This window comes from Segatella copri, from assembly GCF_019249795.2.
GTDB lineage: Bacteria > Bacteroidota > Bacteroidia > Bacteroidales > Bacteroidaceae > Prevotella > Prevotella copri_B.
Genome location: NZ_CP156892.1, coordinates 36,456 through 52,119, shown reverse-complemented (window position 1 = coordinate 52,119; position 15,664 = coordinate 36,456). Strand labels below are relative to the sequence as shown.

The window sequence follows — 15,664 nt, the reverse complement described above, 5'->3', positions numbered from 1 at the left end:
AACTTTTTAGTCGAACTTTTAAAGAAAAAAAATTATGCCAAGATCAGTAAATCACGTTGCATCAAAAGCAAAAAGAACAAGAATCTTGAAGCTCACTAAGGGTTACTATGGAGCTCGCAAGAATGTATGGACAGTAGCTAAGAACACTTGGGAGAAGGGTCTTACCTACGCTTATCGCGATCGTCGTAACAAGAAGCGCACATTCCGCGCATTGTGGATCCAGCGTATCAACGCTGCTGCTCGCCTCGATGGTATGAGCTACAGCCAGTTGATGGGTGCTCTTCACAAGGCTGGTATCGAGATCAACCGTAAGGTTCTCGCTGACCTCGCTGTAAACAACCCTGAGGCTTTCAAGGCTATCGTTGCAAAGGTGAAGTAAATCCGACGCTAGGCTCTTTTCTTCCGTGATTTTTCTCGTAAGAAAGTGTTTAGCCTCTAGATTAAAGAAAACTGAAGATTGCATTGGTTGGAAGTATTTTCGCTGATGCAATCTTTTTTTGTGCCATAAAAATCCAGACGTTCTCGCTTGTAAGAACGTCTAAAACGCGACCATATTAGACTTGAATAGGCAAGATAATACGACTGAGCAAGCGAAATGAGACTACTGAGCAGGCTAAACGAGATTACTGTGTAAGCGCATTAAGCCGTTTGGCTAGGTTCAAAGATATAGAATATGAGGTGAAAGGAGATTGGTTCTAAGGTATTAGAAGCCTGCTTCTAGAAGATTCCCACTAGGCTCGGCAGAGCTGCCGAGCCTAGTGACAACATCTTTAGTTGTACGACTATACATCCTTTAGTTGTACGACAATAAGCCGATTAATAAAATAAGGGTGTGTCATGTTCCATTATTATGGACTTATGACACACCCTCAGCTTGATGATTTATAGTTCTTTCTCTTTACTTGATCAACTCAATACCTGCCTCAAACTTGGTGGTCTTTTCCATGATGGCAGGAAGCTGATTGACAACTGTCAAAATCATGAATCGTGCCAAATCTTCCTTGTCCATACCTGTAGGAGGAATCTTGTTAACCTGAGCATAAAGCATTGCGATGATAGGAGCTACGAAATCCTTGTCAACATAGAAATATACCTTGTTGGTTGCTGGATAAGATACGTGTACAGGAATACCGGTCTTAAACATGTTAGTAATCATTGCCTTCTCCTGAGCATCGTTGATGTCTTCTGTAATCTTGGTTGTATTCAGGAATAAGGTAATCATATTCTCGTTAACTACCTGGTATGAAGCGTAATCGTTAGCAAGCTTCCAGTCCTTGTCATCAGACTCTTCCTTATAAGTTGCAGAAATCTGTCCCTTCTCATTGAAGGTTACATCCTGCAAAACGCTTCTGAGTTGGGTGTTGAGTAACATTGGAGCCATTTTGATGGCATCCTTTACAGGATATGGGTCATCTATAAAGCCTGGGATAGTAATGGTTGCATCATCAGAACCTTCCCAGTTTAATACAACTGAACCTGTAGGATTGCCATTTGCATCAGAACCTACTTCCTGTACCTTCCAGGTTCCTTCAATCTTCTCGTTGCGCACGAAGTTGTCTTTTTCATTGTCATCATCATCGCTGCTACAAGCAGTGAAGAAGCCAAGGGTGCAGACCATGGCCATTAAATAAATAAACTTTTTCATTTTTCTTTTTTGTGTATTAATAAAAAATTATTGTATTGTTTCTATTTATTTATAGAATAATGTACGCGTACATTATATTATATATTACTTCAGCTGATACGTGATACCTACGCTGCCGTAGATAGGATACATCGTCTGCTCGATGGTCTCGAAATCTTTCTTGAAGATGCCGTTCAGACCCCAGCTCAGGTCGGCGCAGAGGCCCCAACGGTTGTTCAAGCGCCAGTCTATTCCGAAATCTACGCCCACCTGCCAGTTGCGCATGTCATCGCTGAAATCGTAATCACCACGCTCGCCTTCATCATGACCCAACTTTACCTTTTGTCCGGTAGGATCGCCCTTAGGATGACCTTCCTCCTGGCGGCGCAAGTAACCATCGTATGCCCAGCCTTCAAACTTCTTTGATGTTACATAGCTAACATACGGACCCAACTTGAAACGGAGGTTGTCGCAAATGTCGTATGTTGCCTGCAATGGTACTGTGATAAGACTCATGTCTACCTTCGTAACCACGTTGCCTGTAAATATACCTTTCAGTTCTTCTCCGCCACGTACTATTCTCATATAATAGTTTTTTACGCCTGCATCAATCTTCATGCCCTTGTTTTCGAAGTGAAGTCCTCCGACGAATCCCCATTTGCCTGAAAGTGGGTGATAAGCATCGATACCCAGACTGAAGTTAGGTTGCAGGGTATAGCTGTGTAGTGTACGGATGGTGGCTGGAAGACCGATAGGGGCTGTGCCTCCGATATTATACGCCACGCGAGCCTGATACTGGTAGCCGTGAAGATATTTGTTCCACGAGGTACGCTTGCTTTCTTCTACCTGCTTGTGCTCCTCAGTCTTCTGATTCTCATTTTCTTCTGCCCATGTAGCAGTGCCCCATGTCAGCAGGAGAGCTAATATTGTTATCTTCTTCATTATATAGTTTCCTCCTTAGCTTATTCGCAAATCAACTTGAAACTGTCTATCCAAAGGGTACTGCCTACGGCACCCAGGAAGTTAGCTCCATCTGAACTGGATGAACTGACAATAGTGAGACTGTAGCCACCATTCTTCAACTTGATTGGGTCTATGGCTTTCTTATACTTGAAATCTACGCTGAAGTGATGCCATTCCTTTGTGTTTCCAATAGCAACTTTTCCGTTGTCATCATGGGTTTCACCTACCAGGGCAAGTGCTACTATCTGTTTGCTGGTCTGTACATTATCTCCGTAGAGCAATACGGCATTTCCTTTTTCATCGATGTTCTCATAGAGTACAGCATAAATGGTTCCGTAGTCATGGCGGTCAAGTTCTTGCATATTCTTGTCGGTGAATTTTTCGCCAGCCTGATACTTATACCAGCCTTCCAACTTTACCGGTTTGGCACTAAAACTGAATGGGCGACCGAACTTTGTTGCCTTCATAGCATCGTTCAGTGCATCGGTGGCATCAAACTGTCCGATGAAAAGGTTGCCGGCAGCGATAGGCTTGTGTACTATGTCTGCGAGCTTGCTGGTGCGCTTAGTAGTGAGCTTCACGCCTTTGCCCTTATAGCCGTCTTTTATCATCACGGTAGGATATTCCTCGGGTTTAGCAGAAGAATTGCTAATTTTGTATCCTGAGTTTCCGGTTGCCCAGATGCCGAGAATATCTCCATTCCAATTTTCCTGCCAGTTGTAGTATCCCTTGCTGAGGTATGCGTCTTCAAATTCGAATTCTTTCTCGTTTAGTATAGTAGTCTGTCCCTTCTTGATGCTTACCTGATAGGTGCGACTCCATTGCTTGTTTTCCGATGTAACCACGTATGTAACTGGACCTTTGGAGAAATCGTGTACGCTTCCGCTTTCCGGCTGGATTGTGGCTCCTTGAGAAAGTCGAAACATAGGCGCCTGCTTTTTGAGGTTTGCGAATTGCGTCATCGTGAACTCGATTTTTGTCGTATCACTCTGCACATTGACCAATGTATCAGATGGATTAGTAAATAAAATCTTGTTGTCTGCATGTATGTATGCCTGCTCGATGTCGCATTCGGCATTGAGTGGTTCTTCCTTAAAGCAGGAGGAGAGGGTAGTGATACAACTCATTGATAGAGCAGCTACTATAAATCTTGACTGTTTCATATCTTAAACTTTCTTTTCCTTTTGTAATCTGGAGAATCGCTTCTCTTTCTTTTCAGATAATTCTCGAGAGAATGATTTCTCTAGCTCATATAAATTATTGCTTTATCGGTTGCAAAGATAAACAGAAAACTCGAAACCGCCAAAGGTTTTTATGATTTTCGACATGTTTTGATAGAAAAATACCATGAATTAGTGGTTTTAGGACATGAATTAGTCGAGATGAGTTTACCGAAGATGGCAGATAGTGTCCGATAGTTTATTTTTTTTAAATACACATAATAAAAAAGGGGACTGAAATCTCATTACTGAAATTTCAGTCCCCTGAATGTTATTTAGCTAATGAATAGCAAATGCCTGATCTGTTTAAGATTAAGCCTTGCCCTCCATCTGAGCCTTCAACTTAGCGAGTGCATCGATATCACCGAGTGATGTGCTAGCAGCAACGTTGTTGATCATAGCTGTCTCGTTGTTGCTCTTGCGACCGCCGTTTGCACGCTTGTGAGCTGGTTTAGCAACTGGCTCGTTACCCTCCTCGAATGTACGAGAGTGAGAGAGGATGATGCGTTTTGTCTCCTTAACGAACTCGATAACCTTGAAGTCGAGAGTTTCGCCCTTCTTAGCCACTGTGCCGTCCTCCTTAGTGAGGTGCTTAGGAGTAGCGAAACCTTCACCACCCTCAGCGAGAGCTACAACAGCACCCTTGTCCATCAACTCAGTGATAGTACCCTGGTGAACAGAACCTGGAGTGTAGATTGCCTCATACTCATCCCATGGGTTCTTCTCCAACTGCTTGTGGCCGAGGCTCAAGCGACGGTTCTCCTTATCGATTTCGAGAACTACTACGTCGATAGAAGCGCCTACAGAAGTGAACTCAGATGGGTGCTTAACCTTCTTAGTCCAAGAGAGGTCAGAGATGTGGATCAAACCATCAACACCTTCCTCAAGCTCTACGAAGATACCGAAGTTAGTGAAGTTGCGAACCTTAGCTGTGTGCTTGCTACCAACAGGATACTTAGTCTCGATAGCCTCCCATGGATCTTCCTTGAGCTGCTTGATACCAAGGCTCATCTTGCGCTCAGCGCGGTCGAGAGTCAGGATAACTGCCTCTACCTCGTCACCTACCTTCATGAAGTCCTGAGCAGAACGCAAGTGCTGGCTCCAAGACATCTCAGATACGTGGATCAAGCCCTCTACACCTGGAGCAATCTCAACGAATGCACCATAGTCAGCCATAACCACTACCTTACCCTTCACGTGATCACCTACCTTGAGGTTCTCGTCGAGGGCATCCCATGGATGTGGAGTGAGCTGCTTCAAACCGAGAGCGATACGCTTCTTCTCCTCATCGAAGTCGAGGATAACAACGTTGATCTTCTGGTCGAGAGATACAACCTCGTGTGGATCGCTTACGCGGCCCCAAGAGAGGTCTGTGATGTGGATCAAACCGTCAACACCGCCGAGGTCAACGAATACACCGTAAGTAGTGATGTTCTTAACGGTACCCTCGAGGATCTGACCCTTCTCGAGCTTGCCGATGATCTCCTTACGCTGCTGCTCGAGCTCCTGCTCGATGAGAGCCTTGTGAGATACAACGACATTGCGGAACTCCTGGTTGATCTTTACAACCTTGAACTCCATTGTCTTGCCTACGAATACGTCGTAGTCGCGTATAGGGTGAACGTCGATCTGGCTTCCTGGCAAGAAAGCTTCGATACCGAAAACGTCAACGATCATACCGCCCTTAGTGCGGCACTTGATGTAACCCTGGATAACTTCCTCGTTCTCGAGAGCTGCATTCACACGCTCCCAAGACTTGCTGAGGCGAGCCTTCTTGTGAGAGAGTACCAGCTGGCCCTTTACGTCCTCCTGGTTCTCTACATAAACCTCAACCTTGTCGCCTACCTTGAGGTCTGGGTTGTAACGGAATTCAGAAGCTGGGATAATACCATCGCTCTTGTAACCGATGTTTACGATAACCTCTTTCTTGTCTACAGAGATTACTGTTCCCTCTACAACCTGGTGTTCTGTTACCTTGTTAAGAGTTTCGTCATAGGCCTTCTCGAGGTCTGTTTTGCTGACGTTTGCGCTTGTGCCATTCTCAAACTCATCCCAATTGAAGTCGTCCAATGGCTTTACGTTCTTTAAATCTGACATAAAAAATAATTAAAAAATTAAAATTAATAAAGTTTGACTTTATGTGAATTGTATAAATCGGGCGCAAAATTACTCATTTTCTTTGAGTTACAGGCATTTACTCTTGATTTTCTTCTTTTTGTTAGTAATATTTAACTAAAATCACTATTTTTGGTGGGCTCCTTCGGGGGAAATACATATAATATATATAAACATAACCTTTTAATATTCTGATAACTTCCTCCTCGATATTTCTTCCTGTGATGTTTTTCTCTGTAATCCGTGTTTTCATCTGATTCTATGATGAAATGAAGAGGAAAGATAAATAATAGCGAAAGAAAAAAACGGACGAAATTTTCATTTGTATGAAAATGAGTTAAATTCATTAAAAAAAGATACCGAAATGTTGGCGATAACAAAATAATTGTTACCTTTGCGCTCAAAATGTAATGAATATAATAAAATTAATGATATGACACTAGTCATCCTTGCCATACTGATATTGGCATATATTCTCATTGCAACCGAGAATATTACCAAGGTGAACCGTGCTGCCGTAGCCATTTTTGCTGGAACGGTAGGATGGGTTCTCTATATCTGTTTCGGTATGGACTTCGTGACCAGTGAACACTCTTCAGATTATTCACGCTATCTGAATCTCGGAATGTGGAACGAGATAGAATCCACCAGTACAACGGTGAAGTATTTTATTGCCCGTAACATCTTCCTTCCTTATGTGGGTAGAGCAGCAGAAATCGTACTATTCCTGCTTGCTACTATGACGATAGTTGAAATTCTCAATAACAATGGTTGCTTCGATTTTATACGCCAGTTGTTACGTACCCGAAGCGCCAAAAAAATGCTATGGATTCTCGCTGCCGTAACCTTTGTTATCTCGGCAAATCTCGATAATCTTACTACAACAGTGATGATGCTTACGATGATGCATGGAGTAATTCCAAACCGTCGTCAGCGCATGGTGTATGGAGGTGCCATTCTTCTTTCTGCCAACTGTGGCGGAGCTCTTACCGTTATCGGAAATCCGGAAGGACTGGTGATGTGGAATATGGGTGCTGTAACGGCTACTCATTATTTCCTGTCGCTTCTGCTGCCATGTCTTGCAGCTTGGCTCATTCCGTTGTTGATGATGCAGCGCATGCTGCCTGAAAGAGTAGAGACAGAATGGATTGCTATGCCATACCGCGGGGATGATACCCGTCTCAATGTATGGCAGCGCTTGCTGATGCTCTTTGTGGGCATCGGTGGATTGTGGTTTATCCCTACCTTCCATAATATTACGAAATTAAGTCCTTTCCTCGGTGCGCTCTGCGTATTGGGCGTACTTTGGATTGTGAACGAGATATTCAACCGTAAACTCATGAATATGGATGCGATGGCTGACCGTCGTACTCCTAGAGTGTTCCAATACGGAGTCGTCCAGATGATTCTCTTCGTGATGGGTATCATGCTTGCCATCGGAGTGGTGAAGGAGACCGGCGCTTTTGACGATTTTGCTACTCTTCTCAACTCTGTCGGTATGGATGATAAGCGTCCTGGCGTGCTGTTGCATGGCGTCTTGGCTGGTATCATCAGTACTGTACTTGACAACTTTGCTACAGCCATGAACTTTTTCTCCCTTCATGATCTGGCAAATGTGAATGATCCTTCATTCAGCATGCTTGCTGATTATCATACCAATGGTATCTACTGGCAGATGATTGCATATTGCGTAATGGCTGGTGGTAACGTTCTTGGTATCGGTACAATCAGCGGTCTTGCCCTGATGAAGATGGAACGTATGCACATGGGATGGTATTTCCGCAATATTGGCTGGAAAGCTTTGATGGGTGGCGTCATCGGACTTGCTATCCTTTGGCTCTCTCATATCCTGGTGGCTGGTGCTGCAAACCTAATTCTTTAAATCGATAAACCCAAACAAAGCAAGGGGTATACCCTTGGATACCTACTGTATATGTAGGGGTAATGGATGAAAAACATCATCCTGAGAGGATAATAAACTAACATTAAAAAAATATATATAATATAATAAGGTATAGTTATGGCAAAGATTAAGACTATTGGAATTTTAACATCTGGAGGAGATGCTCCAGGTATGAATGCTGCTATCCGTGCGGTTACCCGTTCGGCTATCTACAACGGTTTCACTGTGAAAGGTATCTATCGTGGTTACGATGGTCTCATCAATGATGAAATTAAAACCTTTTCTACAGAGAATGTAAGCGGTATCATCGGCACAGGTGGTACGATGCTGAAGACAGCCCGTTCTAAGGAATTCATGACCGAAGAAGGTCGTCAGAAGGCATTTGAAACGATTCAGAAAGAGGAAATAGATGCGCTTGTCGTGATTGGCGGTAACGGTTCGCTGACAGGTGCGATGAATTTCGCACGTGAGTTTGATGTATGCTGCATCGGATTGCCAGGAACAATTGATAATGACCTTTATGGTACAGACAATACAATCGGTTATGATACTACGATGAATACCATCGTAGAATGTGTAGACCGCATCCGTGATACTGCGCAGAGCCACGAGCGTATCTTCTTTATCGAGGTGATGGGCCGTGATGCCGGTTTCCTGGCGCAGAATTCAGCTATCGCCAGTGGAGCAGAGGCAGCTATCATTCCAGAAGATTCTACCGACGTAGACCAGTTGGCTCAATTCATGGAGCGTGGTATCCGTAAGTCTAAGAAAAGTTGTATCGTCATCGTGTCAGAGAGTCCTAAGTGCGGTGCTCTTTATTATGCCGACCGTGTGCGCAAGGAGTTCCCTGAGTTTGATGTACGTGTATCTATCCTGGGTCACTTGCAGCGTGGCGGCCGTCCGTCAGCCCGTGATCGTATTCTTGCGAGCCGTACCGGTTGTGGTGCCATCGAGGCTATCATGCAGGGACAGCGCAATGTGATGATTGGTGTACGCAATAACGAGGTAGTATACGTTCCGCTTTCTGAAGCTATCCGCTCAGATAAGCCATTCGACCGTAAACTGATCAAGGTTTTGGACGAGTTGAGTATCTAATTTATAGAGATAAGGGTAAGAAGAGAGGAGTTTGAACTCCTGACTTCTTGCTTTTGCATAGGAAAATGGTTTAAAGGGAACTAAAAATGGTTTAATTAGGTATAAAAGCCGAATAAAACTTTAAATTAATTTGTGGTTTCCATAAATTGTTGTTACTTTTGCAGTCAAGAATAATATAAATATATATAACTTTTAAACTAATAAGCTTATGTCACAAATTAACGGACGTATCTCTCAGATTATCGGTCCTGTTATCGATGTTTACTTCGATACAAAGGGCGAGAATCCAGAGAAGGTGCTTCCTAAAATTTATGAAGCTCTGAAGGTAAAACGTCCAGACGGACGCGAACTTGTCATCGAGGTGCAGCAGCACATCGGTGAGGATACAGTTCGCTGTGTCGCTATGGATAATACTGACGGTTTGCAGCGCGGCTTGGAGGTTATCTCTACAGGTAACCCAATCCAGATGCCAGCCGGAGAGCAAATCAAGGGCCGTATGATGAATGTCATCGGACAGCCTATTGATGGTATGAATGAATTGGACATGAAGGGTGCTTATCCTATCCACCGTGAGGCTCCAAAGTTTGACGAACTTTCTACTCACAAGGAGATGCTTGCTACCGGTATTAAGGTGATCGACCTGCTTGAGCCTTACATGAAGGGTGGTAAGATTGGTCTTTTCGGTGGTGCCGGTGTAGGTAAGACGGTGCTTATCATGGAGTTGATCAACAACATTGCCAAGGGACACAACGGCTACTCTGTATTTGCCGGAGTAGGTGAGCGTACCCGTGAGGGTAACGACTTGATTCGAGACATGCTCGAGTCTGGTGTTATCAAGTATGGCGAGAAGTTCCGTAAAGCGATGGAAGAAGGTAAGTGGGATCTCTCACTTGTCGATCCTGAGGAACTTGCCAAGAGTCAGGCTACCCTGGTATATGGTCAGATGAATGAGCCACCTGGGGCACGTGCTTCTGTAGCTCTCTCTGGTTTGACCGTAGCTGAGGAGTTCCGTGATCACGGAGGTAAGAATGGTGAGGCAGCGGATATCATGTTCTTCATTGATAACATCTTCCGTTTCACCCAGGCTGGTTCTGAGGTGTCTGCGCTGTTGGGTCGTATGCCATCAGCCGTAGGTTATCAGCCAACGCTGGCTTCTGAGATGGGTGCCATGCAGGAGCGAATCACTTCTACCAAGAATGGTTCCATTACCTCTGTACAGGCCGTTTATGTGCCTGCCGATGACTTGACCGACCCTGCTCCAGCTACCACCTTTACTCACCTGGATGCTACCACTGAGCTTTCCCGTAAGATTGCATCTCTCGGTATCTATCCTGCCGTAGACCCGCTGGGTTCTACCTCTCGTATCCTCGACCCGCTGATTGTGGGCAAGGCGCACTACGATTGTGCACAGCGAGTAAAGCAGTTGTTGCAGCGTTATAACGAGTTGCAGGATATCATCGCCATCCTCGGTATGGATGAGCTCTCTGATGAGGATAAGTTGACCGTGAACCGTGCACGCCGTGTACAGCGTTTCCTGAGCCAGCCATTCACCGTAGCAGAGCAGTTTACCGGTTTGAAGGGTGTGATGGTTCCTATCGAAGAGACTATCAAGGGCTTCAACGCCATCCTCGACGGTGAGGTAGATGACCTGCCAGAGCAGGCATTCCTCAACGTAGGTACTATCGAGGATGCCAAGGAGAAGGCTAAGCAGTTGCTCGCAGCAGCACAGGCGTAATCTTTAAATCCACGGCTTATGTTACAGCTAAAGATAGTATCTCCTGAGAAAGTAGTCTTCCAGGGTGAGGTAGAGAGCGTACTGGTTCCGGGAACCCTCGGCTCGTTCGAGATTCTCAAGGATCACGCGCCTATCATCTCTTCGCTCGAAGTGGGCAAGGTGGAATACACTACCAAGGAAGGCAAGCAGGTAATGAACATCAAGGGCGGATTCGTGGAATGTAAGAAAAACGAAGTAAGCCTTTGCGTAGAAGTTTAGATAAGTGATTAATTTTTAGTGATTAATTATTAGATAATGGAAAAAGACGAAAAGTTGCGCTTGCAGACTATCAGACAGGCGAGTATCAGGTATAAGCAGATTTCTTTGTGGCTTACAGCAGCAGTGGCTCTTGCCGTGCTCTTTGCCTGCAGATTGTCTGCTCAATGCGATGATATGATAGCCCAGGTTGTTAACCCGCTGGTAGTGAGTGCGATATTCTCACTCGCTGCAAGTACTGCTTATGGTGAAGCATGGAAGGCTGTTGCAAAGTCATCGCCAGCCAATCTCGCCAAGTTCTATCTGGCGGCATTGGTCTTGAAACTGATGGCCGGTACATTGGTATTCCTCATCTATGTGTTGGTATGCGACAAGCAGAACATTCTGGGTTTTACCGCAATCTTTGCCCTTTTCTATGTCGTACTTCTCGTGTTCGACTGCATCTACTTCGCTCGGGTAGAGAAAAAGAACCGTCTTTCATAAGCGGTTCTGAAACAAATAATTAATAAACAAAAGTAAGAATTAAAGAATATGAAACATCTCAAGCAATTCCTCTTGATGGCGATGCTGCTCTTCACGCTGGCACCTCTGCAGGTATCGGCTAAGGAGAACATCGATGTGAAAGAGATATTGTGGGGTCATATCAAGGATTCTTATGAATGGCATATCACCAAGGTGGGAGACCATCCCGTAGTGATTCATCTGCCAATCATCGTTAACACCACTTCGGGCTGGCACGTGTTCTGCAGCAGCGAATTCTCGGAAGAGAAGGATGCCAATGGAGACCGTCCGGGCCCTTATAATCTGGTGATCAAGAACGCTGATGCGCAGGCGAATCCCAACAAGATAGTAGAGAAGGTGGGAGACCAGGAGGTTCGTCCGCTTGACATCTCCATCACGAAGACCGTTTGCGTGCTCTTCATCGATGCTATCATCCTGTTGCTCTGTGTCCTGATACCAGCCCGCTGGTGCAGGAAGCACAAGGTGGATGATCCTGCACCAAAGGGTTTTGTGGGACTGATGCACATGTTCATCATGTCGGTATATACCGATGTAATAGAGGCCACCCTGGGTAAGGAAGCCCCAAAGTACGCACCATGGTTGCTTACTTGCTTCTTCTTTATCTTCGTGGCGAACATCATGGGTATCGTACCATTCCCTCCAGGTGGTGGTAACCTGACGGGTAATATCGCCTGCACCGTATTCTTCGGTGTAACGACATTCCTGATTACCAACTTCACCGGTACCAAGGAATACTGGAAGGAAATCTTCTGGCCGGAGGTACCAACGTGGTTGAAGGTGCCAGTGCCACTGATGCCATTCATCGAGCTCTTCGGAATCTTTACGAAACCGCTGGCTCTGATTATCCGACTCTTCGCCAACATGATGGCGGGTCACGCCATCGCACTTTCGTTTGCGGCTATCATTTTCATCATGTTCAACATCAGTGAGAATGCTATCGCCAACTATGTGGCAGGTACGGGTATGACAATAGTAAGTGTTGCGATGAGCGCCTTTATGATGCTCCTCGAAGTATTGGTAAGCTACATTCAAGCATTGGTATTCACCATGCTGAGTGCAGTATTCATCTCGCTGGCTCATGTAAAGTCTCATGAGGCTGAGCCAGAGGTAGTGAAGTAGTTTATAGATTATAGATTACGGATCTAATTTCATTCAGATAATAAACAAAGAAAATATTAACAACTTAAATTATTAAGATTATGTTATCACTTTTATTAGCAGCAGAGATTGCAAAGTTGGGTGCCGCAGTAGGTGCAGGTTTGGCCGCTATTGGCGCAGGTATTGGTATCGGTCGCATTGGTGGCCAGGCTATGGACGCTATGGCTCGTCAGCCAGAGAAGATGGGCGACCTCCGTTCTTCTATGATTATCGCAGCTGCGTTGGTTGAGGGTGTTGCGTTCTTCGCTGTCATCATCGCCATCCTGGCAATCGTTATGTAATCATCTCATCTGTCACTATCATCTGCCCCGATAAAAGGAAGTCTCAGGCATCAGCCTGATGTCTTTCCGGGGCATGATAGAGATGATTCTAGAGTTAGTTTTAAAAAAACGTTTAAGTAAAACTTTAACCAGTATATATGGATTTATTAATTCCTGATAGCGGTTTGCTCTTCTGGATGACGCTGGTCTTCATCATCGTCTTCATCATTCTTTGGAAGGCTGGATTCCCAGCCATCATTAAGATGGTGAACGAGCGCAAGGCTTTCATCGATGATAGTCTGAAGAAGGCTCACGAAGCCAACGAGAAGCTTGCCAATATCCAAAAAGAAGGTGAATCCATCTTGCAGGAAGCTCGCGAGAAGCAGGCTGCCCTCCTCAAGGAGGCTGCCGAAACCCGCGATGCCATTGTAGAGAAAGCACAGGATAAAGCACGCGAAGAAGGCGCACGTCTCCTCTCTGATGCCAAGAAGCAGATTGAGACCGAGAAGCAGAACGCCATTCGTGAAATCCGAGGCCAGGTAGCCGAACTCTCTGTTCAGATTGCAGAGAAGGTGCTCAAGGCTAAGCTCTCTGATGACAAGGCACAGATGGATATGATAAATCGACTGCTGGACGAGGTTTCTTCTGACAACAAATAGTAAAGCTTATGGATATAGGTGTAATATCGGTGCGTTATGCCCGTGCCCTCATCAAGGCTGCACTCGGCATGAAGCTCGAAGATCAGGTCTACCAGGAGATGCAGACGCTCTTTAAGAGCTACATCGACGTGCCTGAACTGAGATTTACGATAGACAACCCTATGCTTTCCAAAGACAAGAAAGAGGCACTTCTCATCACAGCCTTGGGCAAAGAGCCTACGGAACTGAGCAAGAAGTTTATCGCTCTCGTCTTGAAAGAGGATAGGGAGAGCACCCTGCAATTCATGGCTGCTTCGTATATCACTCTTTACAGGAAACAGAAGAACATCATCCGCGGTAAGCTGATCACCGCCACTGCCGTTGACGCCTCTACTGAGGATAAGATGCGCAAGATGGTGGAGCAGAGAACGAAAGGTACTGTGGAGTTCAAGACCGAGGTGAACCCTGAACTGATTGGTGGTTTCATCCTTGAGTATGATACTTACAGAATGGATGCGAGCGTAAAGACTAAGCTCAACAACATTCTGACACAGCTCAAAAAGTAAAAATAATTAAAGTAAATAAACAATGTCAGATAAAATTAAACCAAGTGAGGTGTCTGAGGTTCTTCAGCAGCAGCTCCAGGAGGTTAATGGCTCTCAGCAGTTTGACGAGGTGGGTACCGTGCTTACCGTCAGCGATGGCGTGGCGCGTATCTATGGTCTGCGTAATGCCGAGGCTAATGAACTTCTTGAGTTTGAGAACGGAACCATGGCTATCGTCATGAACTTGGAGGAAGACAATGTAGGTTGTGTCCTCTTAGGTCCTACAGCTGGCATCAAGGAGGGACAGAGCGTGAAGCGTACACACCGTATTGCTTCTATCCGCGTAAACGACAACTTCCTCGGACGTGTCGTAAACCCTCTGGGTCAGGCTATTGATGGTCTGGGTGACATCGACCTCACCGATTCTTTCGAGATGCCTTTGGATCGTAAGGCACCTGGTGTAATCTATCGTCAGCCAGTAAAGGAACCTCTTCAGACTGGTTTGAAGGCGGTAGACTCTATGATTCCTATCGGTCGTGGACAGCGTGAGTTGATCATCGGTGACCGTCAGACCGGTAAGACTGCCATCGCAGTGGATACCATCATCAACCAGAAGAGTTTCTATGAGGCTGGCAAGCCAGTATATTGTATCTATGTAGCTATCGGTCAGAAAGCATCTACCGTTGCAGCATTGGTACAGAACCTCAAGGAGCATGGCGCTCTGCCATATACCATCATCGTAAGTGCTACCGCTGCCGATCCTGCAGCCATGCAGTATTACGCACCATTTGCCGGTGCAGCTATCGGTGAGTACTTCCGCGATCGCGGTTACTCAGCTCTCGTCGTATACGATGACTTGAGTAAGCAGGCTGTGGCTTACCGTGAGGTATCTCTGATCCTCCGCCGTCCATCCGGACGTGAGGCTTACCCTGGTGATGTCTTCTATCTCCACTCTCGTCTGTTGGAGCGTGCCGCTCGTATCAACGACCAGCAGGAGGTAGCCGAGCAGATGAACGACCTTCCAGAGTGCATGAAGGGTCACGTAAAGGGTGGTGGTTCTTTGACAGCCCTTCCTATCATCGAAACACAGGCAGGTGACGTATCAGCATACATCCCAACCAACGTGATTTCCATCACCGACGGTCAGATCTTCCTTGAGACCGACCTCTTCAACCAGGGCTTCCGTCCAGCTATCAACGTAGGTATCTCCGTATCCCGTGTAGGTGGTTCTGCCCAGATTAAGAGTATGAAGAAGGTGGCTGGTACACTGAAGATTGATATGGCTCAGTATCGTGAGCTGGAGGCCTTCTCTAAGTTCTCTAGCGATATGGATGCCGTAACAGCGATGACTCTGGACCGTGGCCGTAAAAACGACCAGTTGCTGGTTCAGCCTCAGTACCGTCCAATGCCGGTAGGCGAGCAGGTAGCTATTCTCTATTGTGGTGTTCACGGATTGATGCACGACGTGCCAATGGATAAGGTTCGCGACTGTCAGGATCTGTTCCTCGATGCAATGCGCAGCCAGCACGCTGATGTGATTGAGACTTTGGGCGATGGTAAACTCACCGATGATGCCATTAAGGCAGTCGAGGAGACCATGGCTAATGTTGCAGGACAATATAAAGCGTAAT

General features: G+C 45.8%; 15 protein-coding genes. 11 read left to right on the top strand and 4 right to left on the bottom strand.

The features are described from left to right. Positions 1-34: 34 nt before the first annotated feature. A complete protein-coding gene (gene rplT, locus KUA48_RS13210) occupies positions 35-379 on the top strand; it encodes a 50S ribosomal protein L20 (RefSeq protein WP_006846863.1) in 345 nt (114 codons plus the stop codon). Positions 380-898: 519 nt separating this feature from the next. Here rplT and KUA48_RS13205 read toward each other — a convergent pair. The 4 genes from KUA48_RS13205 to rpsA all read right to left on the bottom strand — a co-directional run bounded on the left by KUA48_RS13205 (position 899) and on the right by rpsA (position 5,904). Then, positions 899-1,645 carry a hypothetical protein gene (locus KUA48_RS13205; protein ID WP_218431795.1) on the bottom strand — a complete coding sequence of 249 codons (747 nt, stop codon included), beginning with the start codon at positions 1,643-1,645 and terminating at the stop codon, positions 899-901. Between the two features lie 84 nt (positions 1,646-1,729). Further along, positions 1,730-2,566 (bottom strand): porin family protein, encoded by an 837-nt coding sequence (locus KUA48_RS13200; RefSeq protein WP_118253592.1) that lies wholly within the window; start codon positions 2,564-2,566, stop codon positions 1,730-1,732. Positions 2,567-2,586: 20 nt separating this feature from the next. Continuing rightward, on the bottom strand, positions 2,587-3,750 hold the full coding sequence (locus tag KUA48_RS13195; RefSeq protein ID WP_218431797.1) for a PCMD domain-containing protein: 1,164 nt from the start codon (positions 3,748-3,750) through the stop codon (positions 2,587-2,589). Between the two features lie 369 nt (positions 3,751-4,119). After that, positions 4,120-5,904 carry a 30S ribosomal protein S1 gene (gene rpsA / locus KUA48_RS13190; protein WP_118253598.1) on the bottom strand — a complete coding sequence of 595 codons (1,785 nt, stop codon included), beginning with the start codon at positions 5,902-5,904 and terminating at the stop codon, positions 4,120-4,122. A gap of 451 nt (positions 5,905-6,355) precedes the next feature. Here rpsA and KUA48_RS13185 point away from each other — a divergent pair, with 451 nt between their 5' ends. From KUA48_RS13185 to atpA, 10 genes are all read left to right on the top strand, one after another. Then, positions 6,356-7,804: an SLC13 family permease gene (locus KUA48_RS13185; RefSeq protein WP_153094309.1), complete on the top strand. Its 1,449-nt coding sequence runs from the start codon at positions 6,356-6,358 to the stop codon at positions 7,802-7,804. A 138-nt stretch (positions 7,805-7,942) separates the two neighbouring features. Then, positions 7,943-8,920 carry a 6-phosphofructokinase gene (gene pfkA, locus KUA48_RS13180; protein ID WP_117692823.1) on the top strand — a complete coding sequence of 326 codons (978 nt, stop codon included), beginning with the start codon at positions 7,943-7,945 and terminating at the stop codon, positions 8,918-8,920. Between the two features lie 208 nt (positions 8,921-9,128). Then, positions 9,129-10,655, top strand: a complete 1,527-nt coding sequence (atpD, locus tag KUA48_RS13175; protein ID WP_118201327.1) for a F0F1 ATP synthase subunit beta — start codon at positions 9,129-9,131, stop codon at positions 10,653-10,655. An 18-nt stretch (positions 10,656-10,673) separates the two neighbouring features. Continuing rightward, positions 10,674-10,913, top strand: coding sequence for an ATP synthase F1 subunit epsilon (gene atpC, locus KUA48_RS13170; protein WP_022121941.1), 240 nt, complete (start codon positions 10,674-10,676; stop codon positions 10,911-10,913). Between the two features lie 36 nt (positions 10,914-10,949). Then, entirely contained in the window at positions 10,950-11,393 is a 444-nt protein-coding gene (locus tag KUA48_RS13165) for a hypothetical protein (protein WP_218431798.1), read from the top strand. Between the two features lie 48 nt (positions 11,394-11,441). Continuing rightward, positions 11,442-12,551 (top strand): F0F1 ATP synthase subunit A, encoded by a 1,110-nt coding sequence (locus KUA48_RS13160; protein WP_119235926.1) that lies wholly within the window; start codon positions 11,442-11,444, stop codon positions 12,549-12,551. A gap of 80 nt (positions 12,552-12,631) precedes the next feature. Beyond that, complete coding sequence (gene atpE, locus KUA48_RS13155; protein WP_006846851.1) at positions 12,632-12,871, top strand: ATP synthase F0 subunit C; 240 nt, start codon at positions 12,632-12,634, stop codon at positions 12,869-12,871. Positions 12,872-13,008: 137 nt separating this feature from the next. Next, complete coding sequence (gene atpF / locus KUA48_RS13150; protein WP_006846850.1) at positions 13,009-13,509, top strand: F0F1 ATP synthase subunit B; 501 nt, start codon at positions 13,009-13,011, stop codon at positions 13,507-13,509. Positions 13,510-13,517: 8 nt separating this feature from the next. Next, positions 13,518-14,054 (top strand): F0F1 ATP synthase subunit delta, encoded by a 537-nt coding sequence (locus tag KUA48_RS13145; protein WP_022121944.1) that lies wholly within the window; start codon positions 13,518-13,520, stop codon positions 14,052-14,054. 22 nt (positions 14,055-14,076) lie between these two features. Beyond that, positions 14,077-15,663 carry a F0F1 ATP synthase subunit alpha gene (atpA, locus tag KUA48_RS13140; protein ID WP_118079073.1) on the top strand — a complete coding sequence of 529 codons (1,587 nt, stop codon included), beginning with the start codon at positions 14,077-14,079 and terminating at the stop codon, positions 15,661-15,663. Position 15,664 lies beyond the last annotated feature (1 nt).